The sequence below is a fragment of the Streptomyces sp. NPDC048254 genome (assembly GCF_043201895.1).
Taxonomy (GTDB): domain Bacteria; phylum Actinomycetota; class Actinomycetes; order Streptomycetales; family Streptomycetaceae; genus Streptomyces.
In genome coordinates this window covers 22,491-36,232 of the sequence record NZ_JBICZJ010000002.1, presented here as the reverse complement: position 1 = coordinate 36,232, position 13,742 = coordinate 22,491, and the positions used below count along the sequence as shown (strand labels likewise).

The window sequence follows — 13,742 nt, the reverse complement described above, 5'->3', positions numbered from 1 at the left end:
GACGGCTCTCCCCCGATCCCCGACCACGCCCCGTGCGGCTCGGCGTCCTGCGGCTCGCTCCACGCGACCCGCCTCACGCGGCCCGCCCCACCAGGATCGCGATCACCGGAGGCAGGACACAATCACTGAATCGGGTGAAGTGTCCGTACGCCCGTGCCCTGGGCTACGCCGTGTACGCCCCCACCAGGAGCCCCGCGAACGCCCCCGCTATCAGGAACGGCCCGAACGCGATCGCCGTCTTGCGCCCGGCCCGGCGTACGACGACGAGCGCACCGCCGTACAGCGCGCCGAACAGGAAGCCCGCGAAGGTGCCGAGCAGCACGGTGGGCCAGCCGTACCAGCCGAGGACGGCGCCCATGCCGAGCGCCAGCTTCACGTCGCCGAAGCCCATGCCGCCGGGGTTGATGAGGAAGAGGACGAAGTAGGCGCCGCCGAGGGCGAGGGCCGCGTAGAGGGAGGTGAGCCAGTCGCCCGCGTGCTCGGGGAGCAGGGCGGCCGCACCTAGGAGGGCGAGGGCGGCGGCCGCGGCGGGGAGGGTGAGGGGGTCGGGGAGGCGCTGGACCCGGAAGTCGACCAGGGCGAGCAGCACGGCGACGGGGGCCAGGAGCAGCCAGACGGCCAGCTCCGGACGCGTGCCGGTGGCCAGGGCCAGCAGGACGCAGACCACGGCGGTGGCGAGGGCGAGGGGGGTGGTACGCGGGCCGTGGACGGCCTTCTCCGGTGGGCACGGCCCGCACCGCCCCCGGCCCAGCCACCCGCTGATCGGATGTCCGGCGGGGCACTCCTTGCGCCACTGCTCCCCCGCCGGTGCCGAGAAGCGGTACGCGGCGCGGGGCAGCAGGGTGCCGGCCGCCGCGCCCCAGAGGGCGGCGGCGGCCGGGAGGGCGAGGTCCAGGGCGGTCATCCGGTCGCGGCGGCGCCGTCGCGCCAGGTCGGCAGGAGTTCGTCGAGGAGGGCCTCGGTGCGCGGGGGCAGGCCGCGCGCACCGCTGCGGGTGACGAGGTCGGCGGCGAGGGCACGGACGCGGTCCGGGTCGCCGGTGGCGTGCGTGGCGCGCAGCAGCTCGTTCCAGAGGCGCTCGTCGGTCGCGGCGGTCTTCAGCGCCGCGCCGAGCGCCTCGATCGCCTTCTCCGCGCGGTCCTTCTCCAGGTGGAACGCGGACAGGGCGAGGCCGATGTCGGCGACCAGCAGCGGGAGCTGGGCGTCGATGATCTCGTGGGTGAGCCAGCGGTACCGGCCCTCCGCGCGGTCGGCGAGCAACGGGCCGCGCACCAGCACGAGCGCGTCGGTGAGGAGGCGGCCGCGGACCGCGCGGCTGCCGACGCCCTTGCCCTGGGTGGCCTCGTAGTAGAGGGAGCGCAGCACGTCCAGGTCGGAGACCACTGACTTGGCGAGCACGAGACGGCCGGTGGCGTCGGAGCGCAGCCGCGGGCTGCCGTCCGGGTCGGTGCCCAGCCAGGCCCGCAGCCGGTCAAGGAGCGCGTCGCGGACGTCCTCCGTCACCCCGCGCGGCCACAGCGCGGACGACAGCACGCGCGGGTGCACACCCTCGCGGTGCAGCAGGAGGAGCGCCAGGGCCTCGTGGAGGAGCGCGCTGCGGTCCCCGTCCGGCGTGTCGAGGCCCATGATCTCGTACGGTCCCACCAGCCGCGCGTACACCGCGGGCCGTCCCTGCTCGCTGATGTCGACGAGGAACGGCGGGGCGTTGGTCGGCCCGTCCGGGTCGCGCTCGGGGTCGGCCTCGACGAACAGTTCGACGACCGCGCGCTGCTGCACGGCGGGCAGCAGCTGGGCGTCCAGTTCGAGTCCGAGGAGCGGGGCGAGGAGCTTGCCGTCCGGGGTGATCTCCATCGCCCAGGAGGCGCCCGGCAGGTCGGCGCTCTCGGTGCCGACCAGGTAGCCGATGCCCAGCCGGGCGGCGTCGGCGGCGAGTTCGGCGAGCCGCACCGCGTCCTCGGCGGACGGCTGGGCGGCGAGCAGCACCAGGTTCGGCGCCCAGCGGGTGTGCTGGGCCGGGCCGGTGCGGCCGGTGAGGACCGAGTCGTGGCCGGCGGCGCCCAGTGCGCCGCGCCGCTGCCGGGTCTCCGCCTCCATCGCCTCGAACAGAGCCTCCGCGTCGTCGAGATGGCGCAGCCGGTTGGGTGCGAGCGGGGTGAGGTCGGCGCCGAAGCCGACAAGGGTGATGGTCATGCGGTCCGACCAGCCGTTGGTGGCGAGTTCGGCGGCGACCGAGGCGAACACGGCGGCCCGGTCGGCCTCCCGGCCGCTGAGCGAGACGATGCCGGGCACGGCCTCCAGGTTGAGCAGCAGCCGCGAGTCGTCCATGGTGCCGAGGCTGACCAGGCCGGGGTACGGCGCCGCGGCGTCGGTGTCCTCGTAGCGCTCGGCGTCCGCGCGGGACAGCGTCCAGAACGTCTGGTCCTGGCCGAGCTGCCAGGGCGCCGGGGGCTTGCCCGCGGGCTGGGCGAGTTGCAGATGCAGATCGCCGTGGCTGAGCCAGGCCGCGTAGACGACCGGCAGCGAACGGGACTCGGCGGTGAGGGCGGCGGCGAGTCCGCGCAGGGACCGGTCGAGCAGTCGTACGCCTTCCGGGTCCGCGCCGACCAGGAGCGCGTCCTGCACGTCCTGGGCGTCGCCGGTCGGGGTCGGCGGCTCCATGCCGCGCCGGCCGCCGACGGCGCCGAGCGCCGACTGCCACAGGGCCTGCCGGCGCCGGCGGCCGAGGGCGGCGAGCAGCCCGGCGGCGAGGAGGGGGGCGCCGAGCAGCGCCTCGGACAGCCCGAAGGCAGACCCGAAGAACGACCCGGAGGCCGATCCGGAGGCCGATCCGGAGGAGGCGTGGCCGGAGGCGTCGTGCGCCTGGGCGGGCGTGCCGGCGTCGCCTGCCTGGCGCTGGCTGGGCACCGAGATCTGCGCGGTGGCCCCGTCCTCGCCCGCGTGCTGCCCGCCCTGCTGCTGTTGCTGGTGCTGCTGGGCGTGGTCGCCGGTCCTGGCGTAGTCGCCGATCTGCTGCTGGACGTCCGGCGAGACATGCGCGTCGGGGTTCTCGACGAGCTCGCCGCCGTGGGCGTCGCCGGGCATCTCCATGATCCAGCCGGGCCGGATGAGGCTGGCCTCGGAGAGCCGGGAGCCGTCGGGCTGGACGCGGTCCTTGTTGAGCTCGTAGATCTCCTTGTACCGGCGGCCGTCGCCGAGGTGGCGCTGCGCTATCTCCCAGAGGGAGTCGTGGTGGCGGCCCTCGGGCGGCTGGATCCGGTAGTACTTCGTCGCACCGTGCGCGGCGGTGGTGGAGCCGTGCTCGGCCTGGGCCTGGGCGGCGGCATGGCCGGCCTGCTCGGCGAGGGCGGCGGCGGTGCTCTTGGCCTGCTCCTGCTGCTGGGCGAGGAGGCCGGGGGTCGCCTGGGCGGCGGCCACCGTGCCCTTCTGGTTGCCCTCCATGCTGTGGCCGAGCTGCGACAGGCCCGGGGTGAGGCTGGCGGCGGTGGCGCCGACCAGCAGCAGGGCCGCGACCAGCTGCCGGGCGAGCAGCTGGCTGGGGCCGGCGCCGGGGACCCGGCCGGGCAGGCCGACGCCGGAGACGGCGGCCTTGACCTCCACCAGCACGCAGGCCGTGAACTGGGCCCAGGCCAGCCACACGATGACCGTCAGGGTGTTCAGGAACGTGTCGACGCCGATCGGCTGCGACAGCCAGTCCATCGTCGGCGCGCTGTGCGGCAGGGGCCAGCCGACGGTCATGGCGAGGGCGCCGGGGACGCCGACGACGAGCGCGAGCAGCGCCACGAAGGCGACGAAGGCCTTGACGAAGTCCCCGAACGTACGCCGTCGCACCCGCACCGGCTGCGGGGTCCGGTTCCGCGGACCCGACGGGTTCCCCGTCGGTCTTCCCGTCGAGCTTGATGTGCTGCGTCGCGCCATGGCGGGTGTCCTGGGGTCGTGTGGAAGGAGTGGGCCGGGGGCGCATCGAGCCTATCGAGGTCCCCTTGACGATCCTATTGACTGGCACCGACAGCGTCGAAGGGAAGAACGGCGAACGCCTGCCCGTTTCCTCCCTTTTCATCAAGCGGGGCCCCAATGGCCGGAGTTGCCGCCACCCGGTCCGCACACCGCCTCTCCACATGCCCCACACAACCCCCCACCAGCGCACAAGGGACTGTCATACCCCCCTGGTAGCTTCGTTCCCAGCTGCACACATGTCGAACTCCGGGGGAGACTCAACCGTGGCCAGCCGCACCCTGACCCTGCCCGCCCTGACGGCCGCCGCGGCCCTCCTGCTGACCGCCTGCGGCGGAAGCGGTGACGACGGCAGGACCGATGACATCAAAGGCGCGGACACGCGGTCCGGCAGCCCGTCGGCGTCCGCCTCGGCATCGTCGGCCGCGTCCGGCGTCGAACGCCCGGTGATCACGCTGCCGAGCAGCTTCCAGCTGACGTTCGAGAACTGGACGATTAGCGATCCGGCGGAGCAGGCGGTACTCGACGACGCCAGGGAAGAACTCAAGGCGGGGTACGCGGCGATCATCGCGAACGACCCCGACAGCACCGACGTCTCCTTCTACGACAGCGAGGGCGTCGTCGGGCAGACCAAGGCGTGGATCAAGACGTACACCGACAAGAACCTCACCGTCATCGGCAAGTTGCCCGTCTTCGGCCCCAAGGTCGTCGTGGGCAGCGGCGGCAAGGGCGCGTCCGTCACCTACTGCACGGACGAGAGCAAGGCGTACACGAAGAACCGCAAGACGGGGAAGGAAGCGGGCAATCCCGCGGGCACCGACCCCTACGTCGTCTACACGGTCTCGATGGCGAAGAGCGCCCAGGGGGTCTGGCAGAACTCGTCCGTCCACTCGGAGCGGGGCGGGTGCTCCCGGTGAGGCCGCGCCTGCGGGGCATACCCGTGCTCGCCGCGTCGCTCGTCGTGGCCCTGCTGGGCGCCACGCCCGCCGTCGCGATCGGAGACGAGGGCACCGGCACGCGAGGCGGGGCCGACGGGAACGAGCTCTCCGCCTCGGCCAGTTACTCCCGTATCAAGGTCACCCGGATCAGTGGCCCCACCGGCGGCAAGCTGGGCTCCGTCACCGCCACGGACGTCAACTGGAAGCCGCCGCAGTGCTGGTACGAGCCCGTCTTCACCCCGCAGCAGCTGAAGGACTTCTCCGAGCGCGTCGGCGACGGTGACGTCGGCATGCGCACCGCGTGGTTCGGCAAGGGGCTGTGGACCGACCACTTCAAGGACGGCAAGGACACCACCACCATCTTCACCGAGCCGGCCACGGTCCCGGGGTACAAGAACTACAACCTCGGCAAGGACGGCCACTTCTGGCGCGGGGTGGCCCCCGACGGCATCGAGGCCATCGACGACGGCTCGCTGTGCAGCAAGCTGATGTTCTGGGTCCCGGCCGGGCAGGTCCCCGACGACCCCGACGCACCCACTCCCGAGACCCTCGCCGACTACGCGTACAACAAGATCAAGGTGCCCACCACCTCGGTCGAGCTGAAGCCGGCCGCCAGGTCCACCGTCAACCTGCCGACCTGGGCCTGGCTGGACAAGGGCCGCTTCCAGGAGGTCAAGGTCCGCGCGGAACTGCCCGGCACCGGCCTGTGGGCGGAGACCACCGCCAAGCCGGTCGCCCTGCATCTCGACCCGGGCACCGATGACGCCGAGACGTTTCCCGCCTCCGGCGACTGCACGATCAACGACGACGGTTCCATCGGCACCGAGTACCGGCCGGGCGACGCGGACAAAACCCCGTCCTGCGGCGTCCGTTACCTGCACGCCACCAACGGCACCCCGTACCGGCTGCAGGCCTCCGTCACCTGGCAGATCAGCTGGCGCGGCGCCGGCGGCACCGGTGGCGAACTCCCCGACGGCACCTTCGGCAACACGCAGGAGATCACCGTCCAGGAGATCCAGTCCGTCAACCGCTGACCCGCAGGGAGGACAGCAGGAAGCGGGTGAGGGCGGACGTGGCGAAGCTGATCGCCGCCACGCCCTCCTCCGCACGGAGTTCGACGACCGTGCGGGCCGGGCCGTACGGGCGGACGTGCACATTGCCGAGCACGGCCGGACCCTCCAGGCCCTCCTCCAGCAAGGCTCGCGCGAAGGTCCAGGTGACCTCCTCGCCGTCCAGGGAGATCCACGGCGGGAAGACGAAGTGCACGGCCTGCGGGTCGGCCGAGGTGTAGCGGAGGGTCGCGGGAACCGCCACCTCCTGCTCGTCCGCGGTGAGCAGGCGGGCGCCGGTGGGCTGTTCGAGCGTGATGGGCACGGGCTTCTCCGGGTGCGGTGTGGTGCGGTGCAGGTCGTCGTAACTGTGAGAGCGCCCGGCGTCCGTTTGATTACGCGGGAAACACAAGCTAGTTGAGTGACATGTGTCACTTTCTGAGGTGCTTGAAACTTTGCTTGAAAGTTCCGCCATCTACAGTGACAAGCCCTTTCCCCGCCCCACGCCGGCAACTGGAGCGTTCCGCCATGCACGACGGTTCCTCTGCAGTCATCAGCACCACCGCCTACGCCCGGATCTACGAGGAACAGCAGCCTCGTCTCGTCGCGTATGCCCGCTCCCTCACCAGGAACGCGTGGGTCGCCGAAGACCTCGTCGCCGAGGCGCACTTCCGGGTGTGGCGCCGACTGGCCGAGGGGCACGAGATCGACAACGTGTCGGCGTATCTGATGACGACCGTCCGGCACCTCGCGTACGCCGCCGGCGGTGCGGTGCGCGAGACGCCCCGGGATCCGCACGCCGGCGAGCAGGCCGAGGCGGGGCGGCACGGCGACGATCCGGCCGAGCAGGTCTCCTCCGTCGATCTGCTCGTGCGCGTGCTGGCCCAGTTGCCCGAACGCTGGGTCAAGGCGCTGTGGCTGGCCGAGGCGGAGGGGCAGTCGCTGGCGCAGATCGGGCCGCAGCTTGGCACCAAGGAGGGCGCCACCGCCGTCCTGCTGCACCGCGCCCGCGAAGGCATGCGGCAGGCGTTCCTGCGCACGCAGACCGGCGCGCCGGACGACCCCGCCTGCCAGGTCCACTGGAGCCGGATGCCGGCGTACGTGCGGGGCACGGCGACGGAACGACAGTCCGACCGGCTGCTCGCCCATGTGGACACCTGCGGCGACTGCCGCGCCCGCCTCGCCGCGCTGATGACCGCCAACGACCGGCTCCCGGCCCTCGTCGGCCCGGCTCTGCTGGTGTTCGCGGTCGGGGGTACGGCGGGCAAGTTCCTGCTCACCCTGACCGCCGCCGGGGCTGCGACGGGCGGGCACGTGGGCGGGGGCGGGCTGCTGCACGGCGTACGGCAGGCCACCACCGTCGGCGGTACGAAGGCGCCGGTGGTGGCCGTGGCGGGCGCGATGGCGGCCGGGGCGGCGGCGCTGGTGCTCATACTCGGCCCGGGCCAGTCCGCCTCGGCCCCGGCCCGGCGGACGCCGGTCGCGGACGCACCGGTGACCCAGGTGCCGGTGGCCGGGACGCCGGTGGTGCCAGAGGAGGCGCCCGCGGCGACCGGGAAGGGTGGCGGTACGGGGGCGGAGCGTGCGGGCGGGTCCGGGGATACGGCCGACCAGGTGCGTACGGTCGTCACCCGGCCGTCGGACACCGGTGGGTCCGCGTCGGATCCCGGCGGGAAGGCCGCCTCGGGTGGCGAGGGGGGCGGCGAGACCGCACCGCCTGTGACGACCGAGCCGACGCCGTCCGAGCCCACGGACCCGACGAGCCCGACGGAACCGACTCCTCCGGCCGACCCGTCTCCCCCGGTGGAACCCACCGAACCGACTCCCCCGGCGGAGCCGACCGACCCCGCGCCCCCCGCCGAGCCGACCGACCCGGCCCCCGTGGACACCCCGCCGACCGAGGACCCCGACCCGGCCCCGGCCACCCCACCCGCCGACGACGACTGCCCACCCGGGCACGGCAACGGCAACGGCAACGGCAACGGCAACGGCAACGGCAACCGTAACGGCCAAGTCCCGCAGCAGCGGCAACAGCCGTCGGCCCGGTAACCCTCAGCCGCCGACCTCGTTCTCCGCCGTCGCCTGGCCGTGGACCACGACGGCGCCGCCGTAGAACATGCCCGTGAAGACCGGTTCGTACGTCAACTGGACCTCGACCTGGACCTGTTGCGCGTCGGCGGCGATGCAGTGCGTGCCCGCGATGTCGGCGTTGGACATGTCCATCTCGCGGGCGAAGGTCTTCACCCGGGCGTCGCAGTCCTGGAAGTTGATCGGCGCGGTGCCCTGGTTCTCGTACAAGGCTTCCTTGTCGATGTCCTGCGCCGCGTACCGCGCCGCCTGTTCCGCGATGTCGGCGGCGCGCTCCCGCTTGGAGATGGACAGGCCGCCGTCGATGACGAAGGCAGAGAGGGAAAGGAAGACAAGAGTGAAGATGATGACCGCGCCGGCGCCGGAGCCCCGGTCGTCGAGGCGGAGCCGGCGCGCGGTCCACCAGGTGCGCAGCAATGCGATGCTCACGCTCACGCCGACCTCCGCAACGGGTCCAGCGGCGAGGAGAAGCTCGCGGTGAGGGTGGTCGGGATGTCCAGGCCCAGCATGGCCAGGCCCCGCACCTCGCAGCTCACCTCGACGGTGAAGATGGTGTCGGGCGCGAAGCCCGCGCTGGTCTGGACGACGGAGACCGGGCCGGAGCAGACGTCCGACAGGTCGGCCTCGGCGGCCTTGCGGGCCTCCGACAGGGCCGTGGCGTGGTCCTTCTGGATGGAGCCGGCCCGGGCCGCGTCGCGCGCGGCGCCGTCGATCGCGCCCCGCCCGTCGACGAGTTGGCCGAAGGCCACCAGGACGAGTATGAAAAGGATCATGACCGGGGCGAGGATGACGACCTCGACGGTCGACAACCCCCGGTCGTCCAGAGCGGTTTCGTGGCGGGTGGACATCTAGTTCGTATCCTCCACGAACCGCTCGACCGGCCCCGAGGACTGCGCGTGCACCGTCAGGTCCAGGCCCGGGAACACCGTGGGGATGCGGGCCGTGATCTCGACGCCGACCGTGTTCTGCTCCGGCTGGAGCATCTTCACGTCGGGCGACAGGACCAGCTGCGGCCCGAGTTGGCTGATGTAGGAGTCGACCACGTTCTGCGCCTCGCCGCGCCAGGCGCCGGGCTCGGCGTCGGCGGTGGCACGGGCTTTGCGGGCGCCCGCCTGGGCCGCCGCCTGGGCCACGTGGTCGGCGAAGAAGTACAGCGCGAACTGCACGGTCGCGAAGATCATGAAGAAGAGGACGGGGGTGAGGAACACGAACTCGATCGCGGTCATGCCCGAGTCACCGCGCGCGGCGGCAGCCCGGCGGCGCAGCCATCCGTTCACGTCCACAAAGACCCCCGTCATCCCCGTTTCGCCCCCGTCGCGTGCCTGGTCAGCAGGTCCCGCTCGCGTTGGCGCCCTTGATGCAGTCGCCGACCTTCTTGGCGCCGTCGCTCAGCGCGGCGTTGATGATGGCGGCCACGACACCGACGATCGCCACGACGACCGCGGAGATGATGACCCACTCGACGGCGGAGGCACCGCGGTCGAGTTCGCCGGAGCGGGCACGCTGCACGCGGCCCTGGAGAAAGGTGACGAGGAAGTCCATCGCCGGGATCCCGGTGCTGAAGTTCCTCCCGGTCAGGTTCCGTCCGCTCATGGTGGGTTCTCCCGTTACTTTGATCGAATCAGCAGTTGTCGAAGGTCTCTGGAACAGCTCACACCTGGAACACCCGCATCGCCGCCGGGAAGATCAGGAAAACCAGGAAGCCGGCGCACAGCAGCAGCTGGGCGACGAGCATCGACTGGGACTTCTCGCCCGCACTGCCCTCGATCTCGGCGAGTTCGCGGTGGCGCATGGTCTCGGCGCGGGAGGCGAGGGACTCACGGACCTTGGCGCCGTCGTCCGCGACCAGGGCCAGCGAGGCCGACAGATCCTTCAGTTCCTCGACGCCCAGCTCCTCGCCGAGCGCGCCGAGGGCCTGCCACTGGCTGACGCCGGTGATCCGGGCGTCGGAGAGGGCGTTGCGGATGCGCTGGTTGGCCCAGCCGTCGGAGATCTCCGCGGCCGCCATCAGTGCCTCGGGCAGGCCGCGGCCACCGGCGAGGCTCATCGACACCAGGTCGAGGTAGGCCCCGATGACCCGCTTGAGGTCCCGGCGCTTGTCGGCCGCGTCCCGTCGTACCTCCAGGTCGGGCAGGAAGAAGAACAGGACCGAGCAGACCAGGGCCAGCCAGACCGGGATGACCGGGCTGCGGCCGAAGCCCATCGTGTAGACGACGGCGAACAGGAACGGCCCGAAGAGCATTCCGCCGGCCGCGAGCAGCACCTTGGTCGCCAGGAACTTCTCCCAGCTGCGGTCCAGGACGGCGAGATCGGCGCGCAGCGAGCGCTGTTCCCAGCCCTGCTGCCGGTAGAACTCGGCGACCCGCTCGCCGACGTCGGCGCGCAGTGAGCCGAACCGGCCGGTGTCCCGGGTCCCCCGCGCCGACTCGTAGGCCGCGCCACGCGCCCGCATCGCGTCGATCCGGGCGACCTGGGCGACGGCGCTGCGCTTGGACGGCATCAGGGCCCGGATCAGGGCGTAGACGCCCAGTCCGAGGGTCACGCCGACGAGGATCGGCATCGTGAGGTTCATCGGCGTACTCCTTCCTCGCTGGGCAGCTGCTGGCCCGGCTGACCGGGCTGCCCGGGCGCGGTGCGGGGCGGTCGTACGAACTGGACGGAGGACTGGTCGCGAACCAGGAACCGTTCCGGGGTCTCGATGGTGGACAGCTTGCGCAGCCACCAGAAGCCGAGCGCGAACAGGGCGCAGACCAGGGCGAGGACCAGCTGGCCGACGGCGGTGCCGTACGGCTCCACGAAGTCGCGGTTGAAGACGGCGAGGCCGAGGACGAAGGCGACCGACACGGCGACGACGATCTGCACCGAGCGCCGGGTGGACGCCCGCTGGGCCATCACGCGCTGGCGCATGTCGACCTCTTCGCGCGACGACTTGGCGAGCGCGCCGAGCACCTGGCGCAGACCCGGGCCACGGAGGCGGGCGTTGAGGATGAGCGCCGCCACGATGATGTCGGCCGAGGCGTCGTTGATCTCGTCGGCGAGGTGCTGGAGCGCGTCGGGGAGCGGGGTGCGGGCGCGCAGCCGGTCGACGAGCGCGTCGAGGTGCGGGCGGAGGATGGGCGCGGCGGCGCGGGCGGAAGCAGGGATGGCCTGCTCCAGGCCGACCGCGCCGGCGATGGTGTCGCGCAGCGACTCGGTCCAGGAGGCGAGCGCCTCCACCCGCTTCATCGCGGCCCGCTCCTCGGCGGCGCCGCCGAACAGCTTGTCCCAGAAGAAGACCAGGACACCGGCGGCGACACCGGCCACCGCCCAGCGGGTCAGCAGCAGCACCGCGAGCCCGACGATGGCTGCGAGGGAACCGCGCTGACCGGCGAACCGGATGAGCTCGGCGGCCCGTTCGTTGGCTTTCTGCTTCTCGTGGTCGGGCTTGGCGGGCAGGCCGCGGACGGCCAGGATCAGCAGCGCGAGCCCGCCGCCGACGGCGACACCGCAGCCGAGGGCGTAGAGGACCGAGACGGAGAAGAGCCCGCCCATGGAGCCGAGGGAACCCAGGTTCATGTCACGTCACCCCCACGCCCCGTGCGGCTGGTAGCCGTAGGCCATCAGGTCCTCCAGGCAGGCTATGGGCGCATGCGGTACGACCCGGCCGTCATGGGCCTCCGCGAACACCTCGCTGGACAGCACCCGGCCGTCCACGCCGTTGACCTCACGGACCGAGGTGACCATGCGCTGGAGACGGCCGCCGGTCTGGTAGTTGTTGCGCCGCTGGATGAAGACGACGAAGTTCACCGCGCCCGCGATCAGCATCTGGCTGGCCTCGATGGGCAGTCGCTCGGAGGCCTGGAGGGCGTACGTCGAGATACGGTTGAACACTTCGCTGGAGCTGTTGGCGTGGATCGTGGAGAGGGACCCGTCGTTACCCTGCGACATCGCGTTGAGCATGGTGACGATCTCGTCGCCGAGGACCTCACCGACGATGACCCGGGATGGGTTCATACGCAGCGACCGGCGGACCAGCTCGGCCATCGAAATGGTGCCCTGCCCCTCGGAGTTGGGCAGCCGCTCCTCGAAGGCGACGACGTTCGGGTGCAGGTCGAGGAAGGTGTCGAGCCCGAGCTCCAGCGCGCGCTCCACGGTGATGAGCCGCTCGTGCGGCGGGATCTCGTTGGCGAGGGCGCGCAGCAGCGTCGTCTTACCGGCGTTCGTGGCGCCCGCGATCATGATGTTCTTGCGGGCGCGCACGGCGCAGGCCATGAAGTGCGCGACCTCGGGCGTCAGCGTGCCGTTGCCGACCAGGTCGGAGATGAAGACCTTGCCCATGCGGGCGCGGCGGATGGACAGCGCGGGCCGCCGGGTGACGTCCATGACGGCGGAGAGCCGGGAGCCGTCGGGGAGGCGGAGGTCGAGCTGCGGGTTGGCGGAGTCGAAGGGCCGGGAGGAGAGACCGGAATAGGCGCCGAGCACCTGGATGAGCTCGACGAGTTCCTCGTCCGTCTCCGCGACGGGTTCCCCTTTGGCCTCCCGCCCGTCGCTGTACCCGACGAACACCTGGTCGCACCCGTTGATGTCGATGTTCTCGACCTCGGGATCGTCCAGCAGCGGCTGGAGGCGGCCGACGCCGAACAGCGCCGCGTGCACGGCGGCCGCGTACTGCTCCTCGGTCTCCGCGTCCAGCGGGGTGCGCCCGGCGTTGATCTCCGCGCGGGCGTTCTCCTCCAGGATCTGGGCTATGACCGCGCGGGCGTACTGCCGTTCGTCCTCGGTGGACATCGGCGTGACGCCGGACACCTGGTCCTGGCGGCGCTGCTCGGCGATCCGGTCGCCGGCGTCCTGCCGGAACCGCTTGACCAACTGGTGGTCGACAGCCGTCATCGGCCGGCCCCCGCATGGGGCGCCTGCGTCGGTACGGACCAGGCGGCGCCGTACTGCTGGTGGAGGTCGGCGGTGACCTTGCGGGCCGAGCGGATGAGCAGGGACTTGTCGAGGCGCCCGCGCTTGCGGCCGGCCAACTGGTCGGCGCCGGCGGGGTCGTCGGCGATGGTGCCGACGACCCGGGCACCGGTCTGGGCGTGTACGAGCATGTCGTTGACCTGGTTGACCAGCTTGCCGGAGCCGGCCGGGTCGGCGATCAGGACGACCCCGATCAGCGGGGTCGCGAGGGCGGCGGCACCGCGCGGGCCGCCGTGCAGCTTCTGGGCGAGCGCGGCGGCACGATCCCGGACGCGGGCGAGGGCCTCGGGCTCGGTACGCGAGACCAGCAGGACGAGCGCGGCGTGCGGGAGGAGCTCCACGGCGGGGGTGTCGCCGCTGATCCGGCCGCAGTCGGCGATGACGTCGGCGGGCGCGTTCGGGGAGTCGGCGAGGGAGGCGAAGGCGTGCCCGAGGGTGGGCCAGAGCCCGGCGAGACCGGCGGCGTGCTCGGCGATCCCGAGCCCGACGAGGACCTCGAGGCCCCCGCTCAACGGCTGCACGTGGTCCCAGAGTTGGTCGGGCACGAGCCCGCGCCGGGCGGTGGCGGCGATGGAGAGCATGCCGGTGTTGGGGTTGAGCGGTCCGCCGTGCGCGGCGGCACTGCGGTAGACCAGGTCGCCGCCGGCCGGGTCGGCCTCGGCGAGCAGGACCCGGCGCGGCCAGACCGCGGCCAGCGCGACGGCAGCGGTGGTGACGCCGGGGGAACCCTTGTCGGCGGCGATTGCGATGAGCGCCATGGGGTGGGGGC

14 protein-coding genes are annotated in these 13,742 nt (G+C 72.3%); 3 read left to right on the top strand and 11 right to left on the bottom strand.

Annotation, left to right across the window (positions count from 1 at the left end; all coding sequences use genetic code 11):
- Positions 1-163: 163 nt before the first annotated feature.
- Positions 164-904 (bottom strand): A24 family peptidase, encoded by a 741-nt coding sequence (locus tag ACGFZQ_RS05350; protein WP_351740907.1) that lies wholly within the window; start codon positions 902-904, stop codon positions 164-166.
- The gene (locus ACGFZQ_RS05345) at positions 901-3,915 is read right to left on the bottom strand and encodes a BTAD domain-containing putative transcriptional regulator (protein ID WP_393839282.1); all 3,015 of its coding nucleotides are present in this window, start codon (positions 3,913-3,915) and stop codon (positions 901-903) included. Before ACGFZQ_RS05345 ends, ACGFZQ_RS05350 begins: the two co-directional genes overlap by 4 nt.
- 302 nt (positions 3,916-4,217) lie before the next feature.
- Between ACGFZQ_RS05345 and ACGFZQ_RS05340 the strand changes: the two genes are divergently transcribed.
- A complete protein-coding gene (locus tag ACGFZQ_RS05340; RefSeq protein ID WP_393839281.1) occupies positions 4,218-4,868 on the top strand; it encodes a hypothetical protein in 651 nt (216 codons plus the stop codon).
- Positions 4,865-5,923, top strand: a complete 1,059-nt coding sequence (locus ACGFZQ_RS05335; RefSeq protein WP_393839280.1) for a hypothetical protein — start codon at positions 4,865-4,867, stop codon at positions 5,921-5,923. The genes ACGFZQ_RS05340 and ACGFZQ_RS05335 overlap by 4 nt, the downstream gene beginning before the upstream one ends.
- Here ACGFZQ_RS05335 and ACGFZQ_RS05330 read toward each other — a convergent pair.
- Entirely contained in the window at positions 5,913-6,263 is a 351-nt protein-coding gene (locus ACGFZQ_RS05330) for an SsgA family sporulation/cell division regulator (RefSeq protein WP_351740918.1), read from the bottom strand. The two genes, ACGFZQ_RS05335 and ACGFZQ_RS05330, sit on opposite strands and share 11 nt — an antisense overlap.
- A gap of 203 nt (positions 6,264-6,466) precedes the next feature.
- Here ACGFZQ_RS05330 and ACGFZQ_RS05325 point away from each other — a divergent pair, with 203 nt between their 5' ends.
- On the top strand, positions 6,467-7,987 hold the full coding sequence (locus ACGFZQ_RS05325) for a sigma-70 family RNA polymerase sigma factor (RefSeq protein WP_393839279.1): 1,521 nt from the start codon (positions 6,467-6,469) through the stop codon (positions 7,985-7,987).
- Positions 7,988-7,990: 3 nt separating this feature from the next.
- On the opposite strand, the gene ACGFZQ_RS05320 is transcribed toward ACGFZQ_RS05325, so the two are convergent.
- The 8 genes from ACGFZQ_RS05320 to ACGFZQ_RS05285 all read right to left on the bottom strand — a co-directional run bounded on the left by ACGFZQ_RS05320 (position 7,991) and on the right by ACGFZQ_RS05285 (position 13,731).
- Positions 7,991-8,455 carry a TadE/TadG family type IV pilus assembly protein gene (locus tag ACGFZQ_RS05320; RefSeq protein WP_382528131.1) on the bottom strand — a complete coding sequence of 155 codons (465 nt, stop codon included), beginning with the start codon at positions 8,453-8,455 and terminating at the stop codon, positions 7,991-7,993.
- 2 nt (positions 8,456-8,457) lie between these two features.
- Complete coding sequence (locus ACGFZQ_RS05315; protein WP_393839278.1) at positions 8,458-8,874, bottom strand: TadE/TadG family type IV pilus assembly protein; 417 nt, start codon at positions 8,872-8,874, stop codon at positions 8,458-8,460.
- Complete coding sequence (locus ACGFZQ_RS05310) at positions 8,875-9,252, bottom strand: TadE family protein (RefSeq protein ID WP_393839856.1); 378 nt, start codon at positions 9,250-9,252, stop codon at positions 8,875-8,877.
- 100 nt (positions 9,253-9,352) lie between these two features.
- Entirely contained in the window at positions 9,353-9,604 is a 252-nt protein-coding gene (locus ACGFZQ_RS05305) for a hypothetical protein (RefSeq protein WP_351694538.1), read from the bottom strand.
- A gap of 73 nt (positions 9,605-9,677) precedes the next feature.
- Positions 9,678-10,598 carry a type II secretion system F family protein gene (locus tag ACGFZQ_RS05300; protein ID WP_393839277.1) on the bottom strand — a complete coding sequence of 307 codons (921 nt, stop codon included), beginning with the start codon at positions 10,596-10,598 and terminating at the stop codon, positions 9,678-9,680.
- The gene (locus ACGFZQ_RS05295) at positions 10,595-11,581 is read right to left on the bottom strand and encodes a type II secretion system F family protein (RefSeq protein ID WP_393839276.1); all 987 of its coding nucleotides are present in this window, start codon (positions 11,579-11,581) and stop codon (positions 10,595-10,597) included. The genes ACGFZQ_RS05300 and ACGFZQ_RS05295 overlap by 4 nt, the downstream gene beginning before the upstream one ends.
- A 6-nt stretch (positions 11,582-11,587) precedes the next feature.
- Entirely contained in the window at positions 11,588-12,895 is a 1,308-nt protein-coding gene (locus tag ACGFZQ_RS05290; RefSeq protein WP_351740934.1) for an ATPase, T2SS/T4P/T4SS family, read from the bottom strand.
- Positions 12,892-13,731, bottom strand: a complete 840-nt coding sequence (locus tag ACGFZQ_RS05285) for a hypothetical protein (protein ID WP_351694080.1) — start codon at positions 13,729-13,731, stop codon at positions 12,892-12,894. The genes ACGFZQ_RS05290 and ACGFZQ_RS05285 overlap by 4 nt, the downstream gene beginning before the upstream one ends.
- Positions 13,732-13,742 lie beyond the last annotated feature (11 nt).